Annotated in this window: 18 protein-coding genes; 8 read left to right on the top strand and 10 right to left on the bottom strand. The window is 69.8% G+C overall.

Features of this window, described 5'->3' with window-relative positions; genetic code table 11:
- Nucleotide 1 precedes the first annotated feature (1 nt).
- Complete coding sequence (locus DPV79_RS25635) at nucleotides 2-961, top strand: LysR substrate-binding domain-containing protein (RefSeq protein WP_113046771.1); 960 nt, start codon at nucleotides 2-4, stop codon at nucleotides 959-961.
- A 79-nt stretch (nucleotides 962-1040) separates the two neighbouring features.
- On the opposite strand, the gene DPV79_RS25630 is transcribed toward DPV79_RS25635, so the two are convergent.
- The 8 genes from DPV79_RS25630 to DPV79_RS25595 form a co-directional block, all read right to left on the bottom strand.
- Nucleotides 1041-3353, bottom strand: coding sequence for a TonB-dependent receptor (locus DPV79_RS25630; RefSeq protein ID WP_113046770.1), 2313 nt, complete (start codon nucleotides 3351-3353; stop codon nucleotides 1041-1043).
- Between the two features lie 212 nt (nucleotides 3354-3565).
- Entirely contained in the window at nucleotides 3566-4783 is a 1218-nt protein-coding gene (locus tag DPV79_RS25625; RefSeq protein WP_113046769.1) for an MFS transporter, read from the bottom strand.
- Complete coding sequence (locus DPV79_RS25620) at nucleotides 4780-5856, bottom strand: ABC transporter substrate-binding protein (protein WP_113046768.1); 1077 nt, start codon at nucleotides 5854-5856, stop codon at nucleotides 4780-4782. Before DPV79_RS25620 ends, DPV79_RS25625 begins: the two co-directional genes overlap by 4 nt.
- A 34-nt stretch (nucleotides 5857-5890) precedes the next feature.
- A complete protein-coding gene (locus tag DPV79_RS25615) occupies nucleotides 5891-6301 on the bottom strand; it encodes an ExbD/TolR family protein (RefSeq protein ID WP_009694203.1) in 411 nt (136 codons plus the stop codon).
- Nucleotides 6301-7017, bottom strand: a complete 717-nt coding sequence (locus DPV79_RS25610) for a MotA/TolQ/ExbB proton channel family protein (RefSeq protein WP_091920302.1) — start codon at nucleotides 7015-7017, stop codon at nucleotides 6301-6303. The genes DPV79_RS25615 and DPV79_RS25610 overlap by 1 nt, the downstream gene beginning before the upstream one ends.
- 41 nt (nucleotides 7018-7058) lie before the next feature.
- On the bottom strand, nucleotides 7059-7883 hold the full coding sequence (locus tag DPV79_RS25605) for an energy transducer TonB (RefSeq protein WP_113046767.1): 825 nt from the start codon (nucleotides 7881-7883) through the stop codon (nucleotides 7059-7061).
- A gap of 33 nt (nucleotides 7884-7916) precedes the next feature.
- Complete coding sequence (locus tag DPV79_RS25600) at nucleotides 7917-8963, bottom strand: ABC transporter substrate-binding protein (RefSeq protein ID WP_059494513.1); 1047 nt, start codon at nucleotides 8961-8963, stop codon at nucleotides 7917-7919.
- A 44-nt stretch (nucleotides 8964-9007) separates the two neighbouring features.
- Nucleotides 9008-10180, bottom strand: coding sequence for an LLM class flavin-dependent oxidoreductase (locus DPV79_RS25595; protein WP_021156762.1), 1173 nt, complete (start codon nucleotides 10178-10180; stop codon nucleotides 9008-9010).
- Between the two features lie 465 nt (nucleotides 10181-10645).
- Between DPV79_RS25595 and DPV79_RS25590 the strand changes: the two genes are divergently transcribed.
- Genes DPV79_RS25590 through DPV79_RS25575 form a run of 4 tightly spaced genes read left to right on the top strand, consistent with a single transcriptional unit; the run spans nucleotide 10646 to nucleotide 14485 of the window.
- Entirely contained in the window at nucleotides 10646-11722 is a 1077-nt protein-coding gene (locus DPV79_RS25590) for an ABC transporter substrate-binding protein (RefSeq protein ID WP_059676736.1), read from the top strand.
- 40 nt (nucleotides 11723-11762) lie between these two features.
- On the top strand, nucleotides 11763-12860 hold the full coding sequence (locus DPV79_RS25585) for a PhnD/SsuA/transferrin family substrate-binding protein (RefSeq protein WP_244321809.1): 1098 nt from the start codon (nucleotides 11763-11765) through the stop codon (nucleotides 12858-12860).
- Complete coding sequence (locus DPV79_RS25580) at nucleotides 12860-13675, top strand: ABC transporter permease (RefSeq protein WP_113046765.1); 816 nt, start codon at nucleotides 12860-12862, stop codon at nucleotides 13673-13675. The genes DPV79_RS25585 and DPV79_RS25580 overlap by 1 nt, the downstream gene beginning before the upstream one ends.
- Before the next feature lie 21 nt (nucleotides 13676-13696).
- A complete protein-coding gene (locus tag DPV79_RS25575; RefSeq protein WP_059653948.1) occupies nucleotides 13697-14485 on the top strand; it encodes an ABC transporter permease in 789 nt (262 codons plus the stop codon).
- Here the strand turns inward: DPV79_RS25575 and DPV79_RS25570 are convergent.
- Together DPV79_RS25570 and DPV79_RS25565 are read right to left on the bottom strand one after the other, a co-directional pair.
- Nucleotides 14476-15603 carry a sigma-54 interaction domain-containing protein gene (locus DPV79_RS25570; RefSeq protein WP_059687577.1) on the bottom strand — a complete coding sequence of 376 codons (1128 nt, stop codon included), beginning with the start codon at nucleotides 15601-15603 and terminating at the stop codon, nucleotides 14476-14478. The genes DPV79_RS25575 and DPV79_RS25570 overlap by 10 nt on opposite strands.
- A gap of 130 nt (nucleotides 15604-15733) precedes the next feature.
- The gene (locus tag DPV79_RS25565; protein WP_113046764.1) at nucleotides 15734-16414 is read right to left on the bottom strand and encodes a class II aldolase/adducin family protein; all 681 of its coding nucleotides are present in this window, start codon (nucleotides 16412-16414) and stop codon (nucleotides 15734-15736) included.
- Between the two features lie 379 nt (nucleotides 16415-16793).
- Here DPV79_RS25565 and DPV79_RS25560 point away from each other — a divergent pair, with 379 nt between their 5' ends.
- From DPV79_RS25560 to groL, 3 genes are all read left to right on the top strand, one after another.
- Nucleotides 16794-18077, top strand: coding sequence for a lipase family protein (locus DPV79_RS25560; protein ID WP_113046787.1), 1284 nt, complete (start codon nucleotides 16794-16796; stop codon nucleotides 18075-18077).
- 142 nt (nucleotides 18078-18219) lie between these two features.
- Nucleotides 18220-18510, top strand: a complete 291-nt coding sequence (gene groES / locus DPV79_RS25555; RefSeq protein WP_027790739.1) for a co-chaperone GroES — start codon at nucleotides 18220-18222, stop codon at nucleotides 18508-18510.
- A gap of 12 nt (nucleotides 18511-18522) precedes the next feature.
- Nucleotides 18523-20163: a chaperonin GroEL gene (gene groL, locus DPV79_RS25550; protein WP_113046763.1), complete on the top strand. Its 1641-nt coding sequence runs from the start codon at nucleotides 18523-18525 to the stop codon at nucleotides 20161-20163.
- Nucleotides 20164-20182 lie beyond the last annotated feature (19 nt).

Raw genomic sequence — 20182 nt, 5'->3', positions numbered from 1 at the left:
CATGGGTACGATCAGGCTGCATCAGCTTCAGGCGCTCGTCGCGAGCGCGGAGGCCGGGAGCATCCGCGGCGCGGCGCGCACGCTCGGGCTGTCGCAGGCGGCCGTCACGCGCGCGCTGCGCGAGCTGGAGGCCGGCGAGCGCCTGCCGCTGCTCGTGCGCGCGCCGGAAGGGATCGGCTTCACGGAATACGGCAAGACGCTGCTCACGCACGCGAAGCTCGTGCTGAAGCAGCTCGAACATGCGCAGAGCGATCTCGAACGCATGCGCGGCCGCATCGAGGGCCGGCTGAGCATCGGCGTGACGCCGTGGCTCACGAAGACGTTCCTGGCGGAAACGGTGCTGCGCTTTCGCGAGCGGATGCCCGACGTGCGCCTCGAACTCTACGAGGCGCTGATGGCCGTCGCGCAGCCGCTGTTGCGCGACGGCAGCATGGATTTCGCGCTCGGGCACGTGCAACCGGGCGGCACGCAGGAATTCGCGTTCGAGCCGATGCTGCGCTACGAGACATCGGTGATGGTGCGCGCCGGCCATCCGCGCGAACACGCGCGATCGATCCATGACCTGCTCGAGAACGACTGGGTGCTGAATTTCGCGGCCGACGGGCAGGCCGCGCTCGTCGACTACCTGTTCACGCGCCACGGTGCCGACATCGACGAACGGCGCATCGTCCGCGCGCAGTCGGCCGCGATGCTGCAGACGATGCTCGAACAGGCCGACATGTGCACGTGGTGCCCGACGATTCTCGCTGCGGTGCCGCCGTTCGGCGAACGGATGCGCGCGTTGCAGCTGAAGGAGACTTTCGAGCCGCGCGACCTCGGGATCGTCACGCGGCGCAGCAGCACGCTGAGCGACGCGGCGCGCTGCTTCATCGAGTGCCTGCTGCACGTGATCCGCCGGCACGCGCGGTCGGCACGCAAGGCGGATCTCGCGCTGTTCAGGACGCTGTCGCTGCTGATCTGACGCGCGGCGAACACGGGCGGGCCGCCGCGTCGCCGCATGCGCGGCGTGGCCGTGGCCGTGCCCGCGCCCGTGCCGCCCGTCAGATTTTCGCCGTCAGCGTGATCCCGACCGTGCGCGGATCGCCGTACAGCACCGGATATGCGCCATACGACGGCAGCAGCTCGAGCTTCTTGTAGACCTTGTTGGTCAGGTTCGTCACGTAACCCGTCACGATGTACTTCTGGTTCGGCGTCGTGTAGGAAACGTGCGCGTTCAGCACCGTGTAGCCGCCCTGCCAGAGCTGCGGCATCGTCTGCCGGGTCGCGCTGAAGTATTCGCGGCTGCGGTAGTTCACGTCACCGCCGGCCGTCAGCGTGCCGAACGACACCGGTACGCGATAGTCGAAGCCCGCATTGATCGTCGTATGCGGCGAGCGCGCGAACGAGTTGCCGACGGCGGTCGGCACGTAGCGGAACTCCGTGTAGCGCGTGTTCAGCATCCCGAGGTTCGCGAACAGGTAGAGGCTGTTGACCGGCTGTGCCTTCAACTCCAGTTCGAAGCCGTCCGCGCGCCCCTGCCCCGCATTCGACAGCGTCGACACCGGCGGGCCGCCGAACGGGTTCGGCGCGAGCGCGAACACCTGGATGTCGCGATAGTCGTAGTGGAACACGCTCGCGTTGACGATCAGCCGCTTGTCGAACCACTCGCTCTTGATGCCGACTTCATAGTCGGTCAGGTACTCCGGCGACACGGTCGACACCGTGCTCTGCGTATACGCGTTGCCGTTGTAGCCGCCCGAACGGAAGCCGCGCGCATAGCGGAAGTACGCACGCACGTTGCTGCTGAGCGCGTATTCGGGCGTGAGGTCCCAGGTCGGCGCGCGCCACGTGTTCGTCTGGTTCTGCCGCGCGCTGACCGCCAGCGGCGACGACACCGAAGACGGCTCCCACCAGCTGCCCGGATTGCCGAACGTCACGTTGCCGGTGCCCTGCAGCCCGGTCAGGTTGATGTTCTTGCGCTCGATCGTGTAACGCAGCCCGCCCGTCACGTTGAAGCGGTCGGTAAACCGGTACTTCACGCTGCCGAAGATCGCCGCGCTCTGCGTGTGCTGCGTGAGGTCGGTCAGGTGGTAGAACGCGGGTGACGGCGAACCCGGCAAGCCGCCGCCGGCGCCCTGCTCGGCCAGTTGCTCGGTGAACAGGTGCGTGCCGACGAGCCAGCTCAGCCGGTCGGTCTGCGGCGATTCGAGCCGGAATTCCTGCGAGAACTGGCGGCTCGACAGGCGGTCGTGCGAGCGTGCGGCGTCGAACGCCGAATAATCCTCGTCGTCCTGGTACCAGCGGTGCAGCCCTTCGAACGCGGTGATCGACGTGAGCGTGACCGCCGGGTTGATGCGCCAGTGCGCGGTGAGCGACGTGCCCCAGGTCGAGATGTGATCGCTCGACGGCGCGTTGAGCGACACCGTGTACGGATCGCTCGAGCCGACGAAGCCGAACTGGTTCGCGCCGCCCGGCCCCGCGCCTTGCGCGTGCCACGCATTGCCGCCGCCCGTGTAGTTGCGGCCGTGGATGTTGAACAGGAAGTTGGTGTCCGACGTGGGCACGGCGAGCACCTGGAAGCGCACCGCGTTGTCGTGGAAGCCGCCGAAGCGCCCTTGCTGCACCGTATTCGTGTAGAAGCTGTCGGCGTTCTCGTGATACACCGACACGCGCGCGGCCAGCACGTCGTTCTTGCCGATCGGCCCGCCGATCGCGGCCTCCGCGAGCCGGCTGTTGTACTGGCCGAGCCCGATCTTGCCGTAGCCGCTCACGTCGAAGGTCGGCTTCTGCGACGTGATGCTGAGCGCGCCGCCGACCGTGTTCTTGCCCCACAGCGTGCCCTGCGGGCCGCGCAGCACTTCGATGCGATCGAGGTCGAACAGCGGGAAACCCTGCCCGAACACGCTGTTGATGTACACGTCGTCGAAGTACACGCCGATCGGGCTCAGCGACAGGTCCGACGGATCGTTGCTGCCGACGCCGCGCAGGAACCAGCGCGGCCGCTCGCGGCCCTCGGTCGATTGCCCGGTAAAGTTCGGCACGTACTTCGTCACGTCGTTGACCACGCGCAGCTCGTTGTTCCTGATCGCGTCGCTGCTCAGCGCGCTCACCGCGACCGGCACGTCCTGGATGCTCTCCTTGCGCCGGCGCGCGGTCACGGTGACCGTGCCGAGGTTCGTTTCGCGGATGGCCGTGCCGCGGGTCGCACGGGCCGCCGTCGGTGCAGCCGCGGCTGCATCGTCCGTGCCCGGTCGTGCCGGCTTCGCGTCCGGTGCCGCCGTCACCGCACCCTCTTCCGCCCACGCGGGCAACGATACGGCTCCGCCCGTCAGCAGTCCCCCCAGCGCGGTGACGATTAGTTTTTTCCTGAACATCGATGAGTCATCCTGTTTGATCGGTTGAACGCACGTGCGTGCGCGACGCACGGGTTCCCTGTTGCAATTCGGATGCCAGCCTCGAGAGGCCCGTCGTATCGGGCTTCCGGCAGGTATGCGGCGTGCGCGTTGCTGCATGCGCATCTGTGAACGGAAGCAAACTGCTTGTCACGCAACACTGCCGGATCGCGCGACACCCGCTCGAATGGTCGTCAGGAGAGCTTTGCAGTCACGGGCTGCGACGCATCGCGCCGCCCATGTGCGACGCGCAACGCGCACGCCACCAGCACGACGACGGGCAGCCAGCACAGAAACACGGCCTGCAACCCGACGGCCGGCACGAGCGCACTGCCGGCCAGCGGGCCGCAGAACGCGCCCGTCATCGACGCGAGGTTGTAGAGGCTCGACACCTGGCTCTTGTCCGCCGGGTGACGGCCGAGGCGCTGCATGTTGACGAGATGCAGCAGCGACGAACCGGCGCACAGCACGGCAAGCCCCGCGCCGACGATCCACGCGTCACGGGCGAGCCCGAGCGCGAGCAGGCCGGCCACGGCGCCGGCCAGGCTGAGCCCGTGGCAACGGCGCGCGCTCAGCCGCTGCGCGGCATGGCCGAGCCCGAACAGCGCGATCACCGCGACCACGCCCTGCAACGTCAGCAGCGCGACGGCGTGCGCCTGGGACAGCCCGAGCGACTGGATCGCGAGCACGACCGTATACGCGCCGGCAAGCGAACGCGTCGCACTGTTCACGGCCTCGAGCACGAGTTGCTCGCGCACGTCGTGATTCCATGCGAGCGCCAGCAATGCGCGCAGGCCGCCGGTTTCCGGTCGGGCGCCGCGCGGCGCAGCTTCGGCGTCGCCGAGCAGCGTCCGGCTGAACAGCGCCATGCCCGCGAAGCTCGCCGACGCCGCGCAGAACGTCGCGACCGCGCCATGCGCGCCGATCAGCCAGCTCGCGAGCCACGGCCCGACCATGCCGGTTCCGACCGACATCGCCGCGCGGTACCAGCCGGCGCGCGCGAGGCCGATCTGCGCGAGACGCGCGAGAAACACGCCGGTGATGGACACGATCCGGAACGGGATGCACAGCCCGATCAGCACTTGCGTGAGCGCGATCAGCGGCCATGCGCCGGTATACGGCACGACGAGGTTGAGCAGCATCGGCCCCATGCTCGCGGCGAAGTACACGCGCCGCGCGCCGTAGCGCGCGACGAGCAGCCCGGCCGGCAGCGTCATCAGCGCGATGCCGAGCGGCTCCATCGCGGCGATGATGCCGAGCCGCGCGCTGTCGACGCCGAGCGCGAGCGCATACAGCGTCGTCGCGAGCTGCGCCATGCTGATCGTCGTGCCGCTCGCGAGCGCCAGCAGCATGAAGCCGCCGGTGAAGCGCTCGCGCCGCCATGCGTCGGCGACGCGTGCCGGCGCGCTCACCGCGCGGCGTCGCGAGACAGCGGTGCGATGCCGTCGAGCGCGCGCCGGTCGATCCACGCGCGCACGTCGAAATCCGCAGGCAGGAACCGCCATTCGACGAGGAAGCGCTTGAAATCGTCGAGCGCGGCAATCGACGCTTCGTCGAGATCCGTGCGCAGCCGCCGGTGCACGTCGGCGCCGTATGCGAGCCGCAGCCAGTCATGGCCCGATCCCGTCTCGCGGCCGAGATAGCCGAGCACTTCCTGCTCGTGCTCGCGCGCCCAGCCTTCGACGTCGGTCACGCGCGCGAGGAAGCGGCGAACGATGTCGGGATGGCGTTCGAGCGTCGACGCATTGACGGTCAGCGGCCGAGGCGAGCCGTTGTTGATGCGGATCTGCGGATCGGGATGAAAGCCGATGTCGACGACCGGCTGCGCGCCGATCAGGTGTGCGGTCTCGAGCCCGAGCGAACCCTTCACGTAGATCGCATCGACCTCGCCGCGCACGAGCGCGGCCGCTTCGGCCGCATAAAGGCGCCGGCTGGACAGGCTCGACGGATGGCTGAATGCCGCGTCGCGCGTCAGCGGCGTCGACACGGGCGCGCGCAGGTTCGACGCGGGCACGTCGACCCATTCGACGTCGGCGGGGCCGAGCCCGTCGAGCGACAGCGCGCTGACGAAGCCGCGCAGCGCCGCCGCGCGGAAGATGTCGATACGTTCGCCGTCGCGGCGCGGAAGCCCGATGCGGCGCCCGCGCAGGTCCCTTGGCCGCTTCAGGCCGGTTTCCGGCAACGCGACGATCGCCTGCGCCTCGTCGACCCAGGTCAGCGCGACCACCCGGGTATCGGCGCCGGAGGCGCGTGCCCACAGCGCGGGAATGCTGCCGCCCTGCCGGAACGTGTTGTCGAGCGAATGATCGACGTGCGCGCGATGCAGCGCCGCGTGCTGGTTCTCCTGCAGCGCGCGGACGGTGATGCCGTCGCCGGCGAACTCGCTGTCGAGCCAGCCGAGATGCGCGGCGATGCCGAGCGGCGTCGGCACCGGACAGCGCGTGTACCAGATCGACTGGACGTGATGGGAAGCCGTGATGCTCATGGATGCGTTCGGAAAAGGAGTCGTGAACCGCGCATCAGCCGCGCGGCGCGGTGAGCACCGACAGCCGCGTGATGCCCGCATGCTCGATCGCGGCCATCAGCTTCGCGACGGTGCCGTACGGCACGTGCTCGTCGGCCTGCAGGTCGAGCGCGACGTCGGGCCGGCCGGCCTTCAGCGCGGCGAGCTCGGCCGGCACCGCGGCGAGCGCGACCGCGCGCTTGTCGAGATACACGACGCCCTTGTCGTCGACGCTCACGGTGACGTTCGGCTTGCGGTCGGCCGGCGCCGTGGCGACGGTGTTCGGCAGGTTCACGTGCACCGCGTTGTTGAGCAGCGGCGCCGTGACGATGAACGCGACGAGCAGCACGAGCATCACGTCGACGAGCGGCGTGATGTTGATTTCACTGAGCACGTCGTCGTTGTCGGAGGAGGACGAGAAGGCCATTATGCGAACGCCTCCTGACGGGCGCCGTCGGCACGGCGTGCCGGCGCGGGCGCGGTGGCGGCGGCCGGCACGCGGAAACCGGCCTTCTGCGCGAGCGTGACGAAATCGGTTGCGAACGCATCGAGATCGGCCGACGCGGCCTTCACGCGGCGCACGAAGAAGTTGTACGCGAGCACGGCCGGCACCGCGACCGCGATGCCGATCCCGGTCGCGACCAGCGCCTCGCCGATCGGCCCGGCGACCACATCGATGCTCGCCGACGCACTGTGCGTGATCGCGGTCAGCGCGTGGATGATGCCGAACACGGTGCCGAACAGGCCGACGAACGGCGCGGTGCTGCCGATCGACGCGAGCACGGCGAGCCCCGCTTCCGCGCGCCGGCGCGCGTTGTGGATCTGCTGGCGCAGATGGCGTTCGAGCAGGTCGTGGCGGCTCCAGCTGTGTTCGAGATCGTGCGCGCTGCTTTCGTCGGCGCGGCGCAGCGCGTCGAAGCCCGTCGCGGCGAGTTCGCCCACGGGGCTGTCGGCGCCGTCGAGCGCGGCCGCCTCGTGGAAACTGTTCGCGGCCCAGAACGCGCGCGTGTAATGCCGGTTGCGTGCGCTCGCACGCAGGCTCTGGATCGTCTTCACGACGATCAGCGTCCACGTGACGACGGAGAAGACGACGAGCAGCCAGAGCGCGCCCTGGACGATGAAGGTGGTCGGGATACCGTTCATGATGTGAGTTCCTTGAAAAATGTGGCGGGCCGCCCGGTCGGTCAGCCCAGCTTGAAATCGATCGGCACGTTGACCCAGCCGTCGACCGCTTCGTCGCCGCGCTTCGCGGGCACGAACGTCCAGCGCTTCACGGCGGCCACCGCCGCGTTGTCGAGCACGCGGCGGCCGCTGCTCGTGCGGACGTCGACGGAATCGGGCGTGCCGTTCGCGAGCACGTGCACACGCAGCACGACGCGCCCTTCCCAGCCCTGGTCCTGCGCAAAGGCCGGGTAGTCGGGCGCCGGGTTGCGCAGGTAGGCCGCGTCGCCGATCGGCGCGGTTTCACGCACGGGCGCTGCCGGCGCGGCGGGTGCGGGAGACGGTGCGGCCTGTGCGGCAGCGGCCGGTGCCGTCGGCGCCGCCTCGCGCGTGACAGGCTGCGCGGCAGCCGGCGCAGGCGCCGGATGCGCGACGGCCGCACGCGGCTTCGGCGGGGTCGGCGCCTGCTTCAGCGGCTGCTGCGGCTTCGGCGGCACCGGTGGCGGCGGATGCGCGGCCTGCGGCAACGGTTCAGGCGGGCGCGTCAGCTCGACCGTCATCGGCAGCGGCCGCGGCGGCTGCACGGGCTGTACAGGCGGCGCGGCGGGCGCGCGCGCGGCCAGCAGCGCGACGCCCGCATGCAGCGCCGCTACGGCGAGTGCAATCGCACCCGTGACGCGCCACCGGCCCGGCTTCGCCGCGCGCGCCTCCGGCCGTGCGGCAGGCGAAGCCGACGGCGGCCATGCGGCAGCCACCGCGGGGGCCACACCCGCGCCCGTGCGCGGCGCCGCGCGCGCCGCATGCCGGCGCGCCGGCGGCACGCCGTATTCGATCGTCAGACCTGTCATGCTCGACTCCTTGCAATGACGCGCCGCGGCGCGCTACGCGACCCACGCATGGCGTTGCCGGTCGATGCGCGTGAACGGCGCCGGGTCGATCCATGCGCGCGCATCGAAATCCTGTTCGAGAAAGCCCCACTCGACGAGGAAATCCTTGAACGCGACCAGCCCGTCGATCGACGTCTGCGCGAGCCCCGTCTCCAGATGGCGGTGCACGTCCGCGCCGTACGCATAGCGCACCCATTCGTCGGACGCGCGCGTTTCGCGGCCGATATAGGCCACCGTCTCCGCCGGATGACGCGCGGCCCAGTCGCCCGCGCCCACCACGACCGACAGGAAGCGGCTCACGAGATCGGGGCGCGCGTCGATCAGTGCGCGATCGACCGTCAGCGTGCGCGGCGTGCCGTTGCCGATCCGCACCAGCGGATCGGGGTGCGCGCCGAGATCGATGACCACCTGCGCGTCGATCAGGTGCACGGTTTCGAGCCCTTCGACGCCTTTCACGAACACCGCGTCGACCTCGCCGCGCACGAGCGCCGCAATCTCGATCCCGTACTCGTGCGGACCGCGTGTGAACGATGCCGGCCCGGTGTGGCGTTCGCGTTCGTCGGGCAGGTCGACCCACTCCGCGTCGCCGTGCCCGAGCCCTTCCAGTTCGAGCGCGCTCAGGAAGCCTTTCAGCGCGGCCGCGCGCCAGAAGTCGATGCTGATCGGATGGCGCGGCAACCCGAGCCGCCGGCCGCGCAGATCGCGCACGGTGCGGATACCGCGCTCGGGCAGCGTGACGATCGCCTGGAACTCGTTGGTCCACGACAGGCCGATCACGCGCGTATCGGCGCCGCGTGCCCGCGCCCACAGCGCCGGAATGTTGCCGCCCTGCCGGAACGAGGACGGGAGGCTGTGATCGAAGTGCGATTCGCGCTTGCCGGCGTCGGCCGTCTCCTGCAGCGAATGCAGCGCGATGCCGTCCGGCCCGAACTCCTCGTCGAACCAGCCGCGGTGCACGGCGATGCCGAGCGCGGTCGGCACCGGGCAGCGCGTGTACCAGAGTGCGTCGCGGGCCGTGGCCTGCGCAGCGAGTGTCGTCATGGTGAATGTCCTTGTCGTTGGAATGCGGGGGGATGCCGTTGCGTTCACGCGCCGGCCACGCGCAGCGCCGCCTGCGTGCCGCGCGCGTTCAGCGCGCCGTCGACGAGCGGCAGCACTTCCTCGCCCACGCGGTACGCCTCCTCGAGATGCGGGTTGCTCGCGAGGATGAACGTCGACACGCCGATGTCGACGTATTCCGCGAGCCGCTCGGCCACCTGCTCGTGGCTGCCGACGATCACGCAGCCGGGGCCGCCGCGAATCTGCGACATCCCGGCCCACAGGTTCGGGCCGACGATCAGGTCGTCGAAGTGCTGCGTGTTGCCCTGGTGCAGCGCGAACTGGCGTTTCGCACCGACCGATTCCGACGACTCGCCGCGCCCGCCGAAGCCGTTGCGCGTCGCGTCGCCCACCGTCGCGAACATCTGCCGCAACTCGGCCCACGCCTGTGCCTCGGTCTCGCGCGCCAGGATGTCGATGCGCATGCCGAAACGCAGGTCGCGCTCGGCGTTCTGGCGATCGAGCGCGCGGCGGGCCGCATCGATCACCTCCTTCTGTTTCGCGAGCGGCTCGCCCCAGCTCAGGTGCACGTCGCCATGCTTCGCGGCGACCGCGAGCGCGGCATCGCTCGCGCCGGCCAGGTAGATGCGCGGCGGTTTCTGGCCGCTCAGCGGCGGCAGCAGGCCGCCGCCTTCGACGCGGTAGAAGCGTCCGTCGAACGTGAACGGCTCGCCGGCCGCGACACCCTTCACGACGTCGAGGAACTCGTCCGTGCGCGCATAACGGCTGTCGTGGTCGATGAAGTCGCCGTACGCGCGCTGGTCGGGGCCGCCGCCGCCCGTGACGACGTTCCACTCCACGCGGCCACGGCTGATCCGCTGCAGGCTCGCGGCCATCTGCGCCGCGTAGACGGGATGCACGAAATGCGGCTGCAGCGCGATCAGGAGCCGCAGCCGGCGCGTCTCGCGCGCCAGCGCGGCCGCCACGACCCACGGCTCCTCCGTGAAGCGGAAGATCGGGATCAGCGCGCCGTGGAAGCCGGCGATATCGGCCGCGCGCGCGACCTGCGACAGATAGTCGATGTAGCCGAATTCGTCGTCGTCGACTTTCGGCGCGACGCGCGACGCGCGCTGGCGGTTCCATTCGCCGCGTGTATGCAGGTCGTGTGCGCGCCTGCCGTCGCCATGCATCGGCAGGCGCCACAGAAATTCAACAGCCATCGGGGTTCTCCTGGTCGGGCCATTCGGATTGCGTGCGGCATCGCCGTGCCGCCCGTGTGCTGCGCTGTAAAGCACGCGGTGTGCCAACTTGCCCGACGCGGCACCTGCGCGGCCGCCTGCAAACCTGTGCGGCGCCTTGCACGCCGGGCGTCGACGGCAACCGGATCGCACCCGCCCGGCCGTGGCCGGCACGGTCGCGACAGGCGCGTGCCGTGCTGCTGCATCGGCCGCACCGCTGCTGCGCGCGCAACAGCGGCCCACGCGACTGTTGCTGGCGCAACAGGCCACCCATCGACACACGCATCGGCCTTTCCGCGCGACGCCCGCACCGCGTGCGGCCTCGCCGTTTCCGTTCACTGGCCCGGAACTTGCAACGCTGACCGGCCCGCGCGTGCGCACCGACACCGAGCGGCACCGCGCGCGACCGCGCTTCGACCATGCTTACGCAGAGAGGGAATCTCACACATGACAGACAGGCCCGATTCGTCATCGGACAAGCAGCAGACGTTCTGGTACGCCCGATCGCCCGTGCCGACGCCGCTCGGCATCGCCGTGCATCTCGGCTGGCTCAACGGCGAGACGTCGGCCGACGGCGTCGCGATCCGCTCGCCGCGCGGTGCCACGCGGCACGACGTGTCGTCGATCAGCGACCACACGCTGGCGCAGTCGTTTCGCCAGGGCGGCAGCATCCCCGCGATGTGGGCGCGCTCGAACGGCGCGAACACACGCGTGATCGGGCTGTCGTGGGTCGACGAATCGCAGTTGATCCTCGCGCGGCCCGAGTCGGGCATCCGCTCCGTGAAGGCGTTGCGCGGGCGCCGCGTCGCGATCCCGAGCCGCCCCGACGACCGCATCGACATCTTTCGCGCGTCGGCGCTGCGCGGCTTCGTCAACGCGCTGAGCCTCGACGGGCTGACCACCGCCGACGTCGAACTCGTCGACGTGCGTGCGCGCACGCTCCAGGCCGTCGGGCCGGCGCGCGCGGCGGACCTGTTCGCGTCGCCGCACGGCTTCTCGAGCCGTGCGCTCTACGCGGCCGAAGCCGGCGCGCTGCTGCGCGGCGAGGTCGACGCGATCTACGTGAAGGGCTCGACCGGCCTCGAGATCGCGCAGCTGATCGGCGCGCACGTCGTGATCGACATCGGCTTTCATCCGGAGCGCTCGATCCGCAACAACAACGGCACGCCGCGCCCGCTGACCGTCAACGCGGACGTGCTCGCGAACCATCCGGACATCGTCGCCGGCTTCCTGAAGCTCGTGGTCGCGGCCGGCGAATGGGCCGGCACGCATCCCGACGAAACCGCGCACTACGTGGCCGGCGAAACCGCGTCGTCGATCGACTGGGTCCGCGCCGCGTACGGCAACCAGCTGCACCGGCACCTCGGCGTCAACCTCGACGACGAATCCGTCGCCGCGCTCGACGACTTCAAGACGTTCCTGCACGACCGGGGTTTTCTGGAAGCCGACTTCGACGTCGCCGACTGGATCGACCCGCGCCCGCTCGCCGACGTGCTGCGGCCGTCGCGGCAGAAACGCGCGTGAGCCTCTTTTCCGCCCACTGATCCCGACCATCATGAAACACATGCTCTCCCTCGCTTCGCTGCGCCGCCCGCTGCGTGCGCTGTTCGCCGCGCTGCCGCTTGCCGCGGCATCGCTCGCCGCACCGGCCGCGCACGCGGACGATGCGCCCAAGGTGGTGCGAATCGCCGTCGTCGCCTATTCGGGCGGCGGCAAGACGCAATACGCGGGCGCCTCCGCGCTGATCGACGCCGACAAGTCGCTCGAGAAGGCGCTCGCCGCGCGGCACGTGAAGCTGCAATGGGTACCGGTGTCGACCGCGGCGGTCGGCACGCTCGTCAACGAGGCGTTCACGAACGGCAGCATCGACTTCGCGGGCTACGGCGACCTGCCGTCGGTCGTCGTCAACGCGTCGGGCACGCATACGCGCCTGATCGTGCCGGGCGGGGTCGGCAGCAATACGTATCTCGTCGTGCCGGCCGGCTCGAGCGCGAAGTCGATCGTCGACCTGAAGGGCAAGCGCATCGCGCTCAATCGCGGCCGGCCGTGGGAAGTCACGTTCAGCAAGCTGCTCGCCGAGAACGGGCTGAAGCTGTCCGACTTCAGGATCTACAACCTCGACCCGCAGGCCGGTGCGGCAGCGGTCGCGGCCGGCCGCGTCGACGGCTTCTTCACGCTGTCCGACGCGTATTCGCTCGTCGACAAGAACGTCGGCAAGATCATCTGGTCGACCAAGACCGCGCCCGACGACTGGAAGATGCGCGCGGAACTGTGGGCATCCGACGATTTCGTGCGGCGCTACCCCGACATCACGCAGCTCGTCGCGACCGCCTACGTGCGTGCCGCGCACTGGATCTCGCAGCCGCAGAACCGCGATGCGTACGTGAAGATCCTGAGCGCGTCCGGCCAGCCGGAAAGCGTCGTGCGCCGCGAATACGCGGACGAATCGACGCCGTGGAAGGAGCAATGGACGCCGCTCTTCACGCCCGCGCTGACCGGTCACTATCGCGACGTCGTCGCGTACAGCCGCCAGGCCGGCCTGACGTCCGCGCCGGTCGACGTGAACGCGCTGCTCGCGCCGACGTTCGTCGCGACCGCGCTCAAGCAGCTCGGGCTCGACAGCTACTGGCGCGCAGACACGGCGCGCGTCGCGAGCCGCTGATGCCGATGCACGCCCTCGCGTCGAACGGCGCACGCGCGATCCGCCTGCCCGGCGTCGCGCGGCTCGGCGGGCTCGCGCTGTGGTGGGCCACGCCGGTCGCGTTCGCCACGCTGTGGTGGCTCGCGAGCGCGTTGCGCTGGTTCCCGCCGCAGCTCGTCGTGCCGCCCGGCCGGCTCGCGGCGACGCTGCGCACCCTGCTCGACACCGGCGAACTGCGCGACAACCTGCTGATCACGCTGCATCGCCTCGCGCTCGGGTTCGCGATCGGCGCGGCGGGCGGAGCCGCGTTCGGCATCCTGCTGGCGCGCAGCCGGCTGTTCTCCGACTACCTGCAGCCGACGTTCGACCTGCTGCGGCAAGTGCCGACGCTCACGCTGATTCCGTTGCTGATCCTGCTGATCGGCGTCGACGAGCCGCTGAAGCTCGTCGTCGTCGGCAAGGCCGTGTTCTTCCCGGTCGCGCTGGCCGCGTACACGGGCGTGCACGACGCGCCGCGCGACCTCGTCGAGATGGCGCGGCACTACGGGCTCGGCCGCTTCGCGCTGCTGCGCGACGTGCTGCTGCCGGCCGCGCTGCCGCCGCTGCTGACCGGCGTGCGGATCGCGCTTGCGCGCGCGTGGCTCGCGCTCGTCGCGGTCGAGCTGCTCAGCGCCGACAGCGGGATCGGCCAGATGATGGAACTCGCGCGGCAGATGCTGCGGCTCGACGTCGTGCTCATCGACGTCGCGGTGATCGGGCTGATCGGCTTCGCGATCGACCGGTCGATTGCGCTCGTGCAACGCTACGCATTGCGCTGGCAAGCGCCCTCGCGCTGACCTGACTGGATACGCTTCGAAATGACGCTCGCCATACGCTCTCTCTCGCTCGCCCCGCTGCGCCGCCGCGCGCGCGGCCTCGTCGTGCCGGCCCTGCTGGTGGCCGCATGGCAGTTCGCATCGTCCGGCGACGCGGCCCATCAATACGCGTTCGTGCCATTGCAGCAGGTGGGCGCCGCGCTGGTCGAACTCGCCCGCAGCGGCGAACTCGCGACCGATCTCGGCGCGAGCCTGCGCCGCACGACGCTCGGGTTGGGGTTCGGCGTCGCGTTCGGGCTTGTATTCGGCGCGGCGATGGCGCGCTCGACGCTCGCGCGCAAGCTCGGCGAGCCGGCGTTCCAGGCACTGCGCTACGTGCCGCTGCTCGGGCTGATTCCGCTGCTGAGCCTGTGGGCCGGCACCGGCGAATTCGCGAAGGTGCTCATCATCGCGCTCGCCGCGTTCTACCCGATGACCACCGCCAGCTTCGACGGGCTGCGCCGCGTCGATCCGCGCTACGTCGAACTCGCGCAGTCGTATCGCCTGACGCGCATCGGCCTGTGGCGCGACGTGCTGATTCCCGGCGCGCTGCCCGACCTGTTCGCGGGCGTGCTGCAAGCCGTGCCGTTCGCGTGGATCACCGCGACCAGCAGCGAGCTGCTGTTCAACGCGGGCGCGGGGGTCGGCAGCCTGATGCAGAACGCGCAGGCCGGCGCGCGCGCCGACGTGCTGCTGGTCTGCGTGCTGGGGGTGACGGCACTCGCCGTCGGCATGAGTGCGCTATGCGAGCGGATCGCGCAGCGCGCGCTGCGCTGGCGCGATCACGCCTGACGGCGCAGCCGCGCGTCGGCGTCGCCCCCGTCACCCGCGTCGCGCGGCTTCAGGATGCCGAGCTGCGCGAGCCGCGCACGCACGATGTTGCGCGACTGGTCGAGCAGGCGCGACATGCGCAGCTGGTTGTGCTCGCTGTAGTCGAACACGCTGCGGTAGACGGTGTCCTCGATGTGCTGCCAGAGCGACGGCGTGCCGAGATCCAGCAGCTCGATCACCGCATGGCGCAGCGCATCGGTCGCCTCGGCCACGTCGCGCGCACGGCGCGGCGGTGCCGCCGCCGGGGCGCGCGGGTCGTCGGCATCGGGCGCGAGCGACAGCGCGGAGAACTGCAGGTCGCCCACATCGATCGCGCCACCCGCGCAGATCAGCACCGCGTGGTGGATCACGTTCTCGAGTTCGCGGATATTGCCCGGCCAAGCGTGCGCATGCAGCCGTGCGCGCGCGGCGTCCGTGAGCGTCGGCGCGGCGACGCGCAGCCGCTTCGCATAGGTGTCGATGAAGTGTTCGATCAGCGGCGCGATGTCGCCGAGGCGCTCGCGCAGCGGCAGCAGGCTCAGCTTCACGACGTTGAGCCGGTAGTAAAGATCCTCGCGGAAATTGCCCGCGCGCACCGCGGCTTCGAGATTCACGTTGGTCGCCGCGACGAGCCGCACGTCGATCTTCACGGTCTTGCGCGAGCCGACCGGCGTCACTTCGCGCTCCTGCAGCACGCGCAGCAGCTTGACCTGCGCGGACAGCGGCAGGTCGCCCACCTCGTCCAGGAACAGCGTGCCGCGATTCGCGGATTCGAACCAGCCGGGCTGGCTGTTGATCGCGCCGGTAAACGCGCCGCGTTCGTGGCCGAACAGCTCGCTTTCGATCAGCGTCTCGGAGAATGCGCCGCAGTTGACCGCCACGAACGGGCCGTCATGGCGCTCGCTCAGCGAGTGCACGAGGCGCGCGATCAGCTCCTTGCCGGTGCCGCTCTCGCCGGTGACGAGCACGGTCGCGTCGCTCGGCGCGACGAGCTGGATGCGCTCGAGCAGCACCCGCGATTTGGGATCGTCGAACGTCAGCGCCTTCGCACGGATCGTGATCGCATGCGAATTCGGGTCCGGCAAACTGAAGATGGCCATGGCACGACCGGCGTGTTGAACGGGGAAGGTTCGACGATAGCAAGGCGCGCGCCGGGGACGAACCAATTCATCGAGCTATCGGTATGACGGCGGCCGGATTGCGCCGGCCGCCGCGCGAGCTCGCGCGATGTCACGCGAGACCGGTCATCTTCCATTGCTGCTCGAGCGCGCCCGGCCCGAACTCGAGCGAGCCGCCGAGCGGCTCCGCGAGCGCCTGGAAATACGCGGCTTCCTCGAGGATCAGGATGTACTTCGACACGTCGAGGATCGATTTTCCCCAGAAGGTTGCGCCGCCGTTCGCCTCGATGATCGCCGGTACCTCGGGGTCGCGGCGGATCGTGTCGACGATGAAACGCGGCTCGCCGGGACGACGATCGACGTACACCGGAATCTCGCGGGCGCGCGTGTAGCGCGCGGCCGGCGCATAGCGGATCGGCAGCGGGCGATGCGCGCTCGCCCATGCGCCGAGATACGGGCCGTGCACGTGGATCACGACACCGACGTCCGGCGCCTCGCGGAACACGTCCGCATAACGCGGCCCGTTGCCGCCCGCGCGCGCGTCGCCATGCAGCACGTCGCCGTCGAACGTCACGACGACCGGCTGGATTTCCTGCGAGGCGGCCCACGGGCTCGGCGCCGACAGCGCGACGACGAGCTCGGTGCCCGGCACGCGCTGGAACGCCTGGAACGTGTTGGTCGCGGACAGCGTGCGCGTGTCCTTCAGCACGCGTGCAGCCTGCGTGAATTCGCGCGTGGCACGCTCGACGAATGCCACGAGTTCGCCGCTGTCGATGATTGGGGTGACGGACATGAGGATGGTTTCCTTGATCGGGTGGACGGAGGGGATCGCAACGCAACGTCGCGACTCACGCCGACCGGATCAGCAGCAATCGTGCCAGCCGGGCGCGCACGCATCGAACGCCCGCGCCGCGGTGCGGGCCGGTCACGCACGATGCACACGGCACGATCCATGCACCTGCCTTTGTTGCGGGAGCAACAGCCGGCCTCCCGGATTGCTGCGCGACGCGCAGCCGGCGCATGCGTGCGGCGCACGCGGTACGACGCAACGGCCCGTCGCGCCGCGCGCCGCACACGCAACGGATGCGCTGGTTCGAAACTTGCGTCGTGGTCGGCCCGCGCCATCCACCGTCCGGCGCTTCCGATCCGATCTCATCGACCTCCATCCGACCATGACGCTTCTCCCCCTGCGCGGCTGCGCCGCGCGCGCACTGCTGGCTTCGGCGCTCGCCGTATCGTCTTTCCTGTCGCACGCGGCTTCGCCCGGCCGCGTTCCCGCGCCCGACCCGCTGCAGGGCGACGGCCGCGTGTCCGCGTTCTACACGTGGGACCGCGACATTCCGGCGACGCCCGGCGCGCTGCTGCGCATCGAGCCGCTGCCCGCGACGCTCGGGCTCGCGAGCGCAGCGCGCCAGTTGCGGATCCTCTATGCGTCGACCGACGGTGTCGGCGGTCACACGCCGATCGCCGTGTCGGGTGCGCTGTTCGTGCCGCGCGGCACGCCGCCCGCCGGCGGCTGGCCGATCGTCGCGTGGGCGCACGGCACGTTCGGGATGGCCGACATCTGCGCGCCGTCGTGGTTCGGCCGCTCGTATCGCGACGTGCGCTACCTGAACGCGTGGCTTCAGCAGGGGTTCGCCGTCGTCGCGACCGACTATCAGGGGCTCGGCACGCCGGGCCCGAATCCGCAGCTCAACAACCGCTCGAACAGCTACACGCTGCTCGACAGCGTGCGCGCGGTGCTCGGCGGCGTGCCGGGGCTCGCGAACGAGGTCGTGCTCGTCGGCCAGTCGCAAGGCGGCTCGGCCGTGTTCGCGGCGGCCGGCTACGCGCCCGCGTATGCGCCCGAACTCGCGATCCGCGCGACCGTCGCCACCGGCACGATCTACAACGCATCGCCCGCCACGCTCGCGTCGCTGCCGAAGTTCGACAGTGCCTACCGGCGCGACCCCGAGCGCGTCGATCCGACACTCGCGTACCAGTTCTACTCGGTGCTCTCCGCCCAGCAGATCGACCCGTCGCTGCGCGCGGACGAAGTGCTGACCGACCAGGCGTTGCCGATCCTCGAACAGGCGCGCATCGGTTGCCTCGCGTCGCTCGAGGACGATGCGGCGCTCGCGCACCTCACGCATGCGAACACCGTGAAGCCCGGCGGCGATGCACGGCTGAAAGCGTGGTGGGACGCGTACCTGACGTACCCGACGCTGAAGATCGCGACACCCGTCTTCATCGGCGCGGGCGCGGACGACGGGCTCGCGCCGCTCGAACTCGCGCTCGCGAAGGACGCGTGCGCGGCGGGCACGACCGTCGAGGCGCACCTGTATGCGGGCCGCGAACACAACGGCACCGTGAACGCGTCGCTCGCCGATTCGATTCCGTTCGTGAAGCGCGTGCTTGCCGGCGAGACGATCCACCCGGTCTGCACGCCCACCGCGCAGCAGGCCGTGTCGCGGTAACGCGCGCCGCGCGCTTTGCACGCCGGCGCGAATGCATTTCCGAATCCGTTATTGGATCGCGCCGCCGCGCATTTTTATACTCGTCAGCACTCTCTTCCAAAGAGTGCCAGCCAATCTCGACAGAACAGCACAGGACGAACCTATGAGCCTACGCCCCTTGCACGACCGCGTGATCGTGAAGCGACTCGACCAGGAAACCACCACCGCGTCGGGCATCGTGATCCCCGACAGCGCCGCGGAAAAACCCGACCAGGGTGAAGTGATCGCCGTTGGCCCCGGCCGCAAGGATGCGGACGGCCAGCGCATCGTGCCCGACCTGCAGGTCGGCGAGCGCGTGCTGTTCGGCAAGTACGCGGGCCAGGCCGTCAAGCTGGACGGCACCGAGTTTCTCGTGCTGCGCGAGGAAGACATCGTCGCAGTCGTCAACCAGTAACGGAGCGCAATCATGGCAGCGAAGGAAATCATTTTCAGCGACGTCGCACGGGCCAGGCTGACCGAAGGCGTGAACATTCTCGCGAACGCGGTGAAGGTCACGCTCGGGCCGAAGGGCCGCAATGTCGTGCTCGAACGCAGCTTCGGCGCGCCGGTCGTCACGAAGGACGGCGTGTCGGTCGCGAAGGAAATCGAACTCGCGGACAAGCTGCAGAACATCGGCGCGCAGCTCGTGAAGGAAGTCGCGTCGCGCACCAGCGATGCGGCCGGCGACGGCACCACGACGGCCACCGTGCTGGCGCAGGCGATCGTCCGCGAAGGCCAGAAGTACGTCGCGGCCGGGCTCAATCCGCTCGACCTGAAGCGCGGCATCGACAAGGCCGTCGCGGCGGCCGTCGACGAGCTGAAGAAGATCAGCCGTCCGACCACCACGAGCAAGGAAATCGCGCAGGTCGCGACGATCTCCGCGAACGGCGAGGAATCGATCGGCCAGCGCATCGCGGAAGCGATCGACCGCGTCGGCAAGGAAGGCGTGATCACCGTCGAGGACGGCAAGTCGCTCGCGGACGAGCTCGATGTCGTCGAAGGGCTGCAGTTCGATCGCGGCTACCTGTCGCCGTATTTCATCAACAATCCCGACAAGCAGATCGCCGAGATCGAAAGCCCGTACATCCTGCTGCACGACAAGAAGATCTCGAACATCCGCGACCTGCTGCCGGTGCTCGAACAGGTCGCGAAATCGGGCCAGCCGCTGCTGATCATCGCGGAAGACGTCGAAGGCGAAGCGCTCGCGACGCTGGTCGTCAACAACATCCGCGGCATCCTGAAGACGGTGGCCGTGAAGGCGCCGGGCTTCGGCGACCGCCGCAAGGCACTGCTCGAAGACATCGCGATCCTGACCGGCGGCCAGGTGATCGCCGAGGAAACGGGCCTGACGCTCGAGAAGGCGACGCTGGCGGAACTCGGCCAGGCGAAACGCATCGAGGTCGGCAAGGAAAACACGACGGTGATCGACGGCGCGGGCGATGCGAAGAACATCGAGGCACGCGTGAAGCAGATCCGCGTGCAGATCGAGGAAGCGACGTCGGACTACGACCGCGAGAAACTGCAGGAACGGGTCGCGAAGCTCGCGGGCGGCGTTGCGGTCATCAAGGTCGGCGGGGCCACCGAGATCGAGGTGAAGGAGAAGAAGGACCGCGTCGACGACGCGCTGCACGCCACGCGCGCGGCCGTCGAGGAAGGCATCGTGCCGGGCGGCGGCGTCGCGCTGATCCGCGTGCGGCAGGCGATCCGCGAACTGCAGGGCGTGAACGCCGACCAGAACGCGGGCATCAAGATCGTGCTGCGCGCGCTCGAGGAACCGCTGCGCCAGATCGTCACGAACGCGGGCGAAGAGGCAAGCGTCGTGGTCGCGAAGGTGGCCGAAGGCTCGGGCAACTTCGGGTACAACGCGCAGACGGGTGAATACGGCGACCTCGTCGAATCGGGCGTGCTCGATCCGACCAAGGTCACGCGCACGGCGCTGCAGAACGCGGCGTCGGTCGCGGGGCTGCTGCTGACGACCGATGCAACCGTGTTCGAAGCACCGAAGGATGCGGCGCCGGCGGCTGCGCCGGGCGGCCCGGGTGCGGGCGGGCCGGGGTTCGACTTCTGACGGCGTGTCGCGTGTGCCG

The sequence above is a fragment of the Burkholderia reimsis genome, from assembly GCF_003294055.1.
GTDB classification, from domain to species: domain Bacteria; phylum Pseudomonadota; class Gammaproteobacteria; order Burkholderiales; family Burkholderiaceae; genus Burkholderia; species Burkholderia cepacia.
This window is presented reverse-complemented; position numbering and strand designations above follow the sequence as displayed.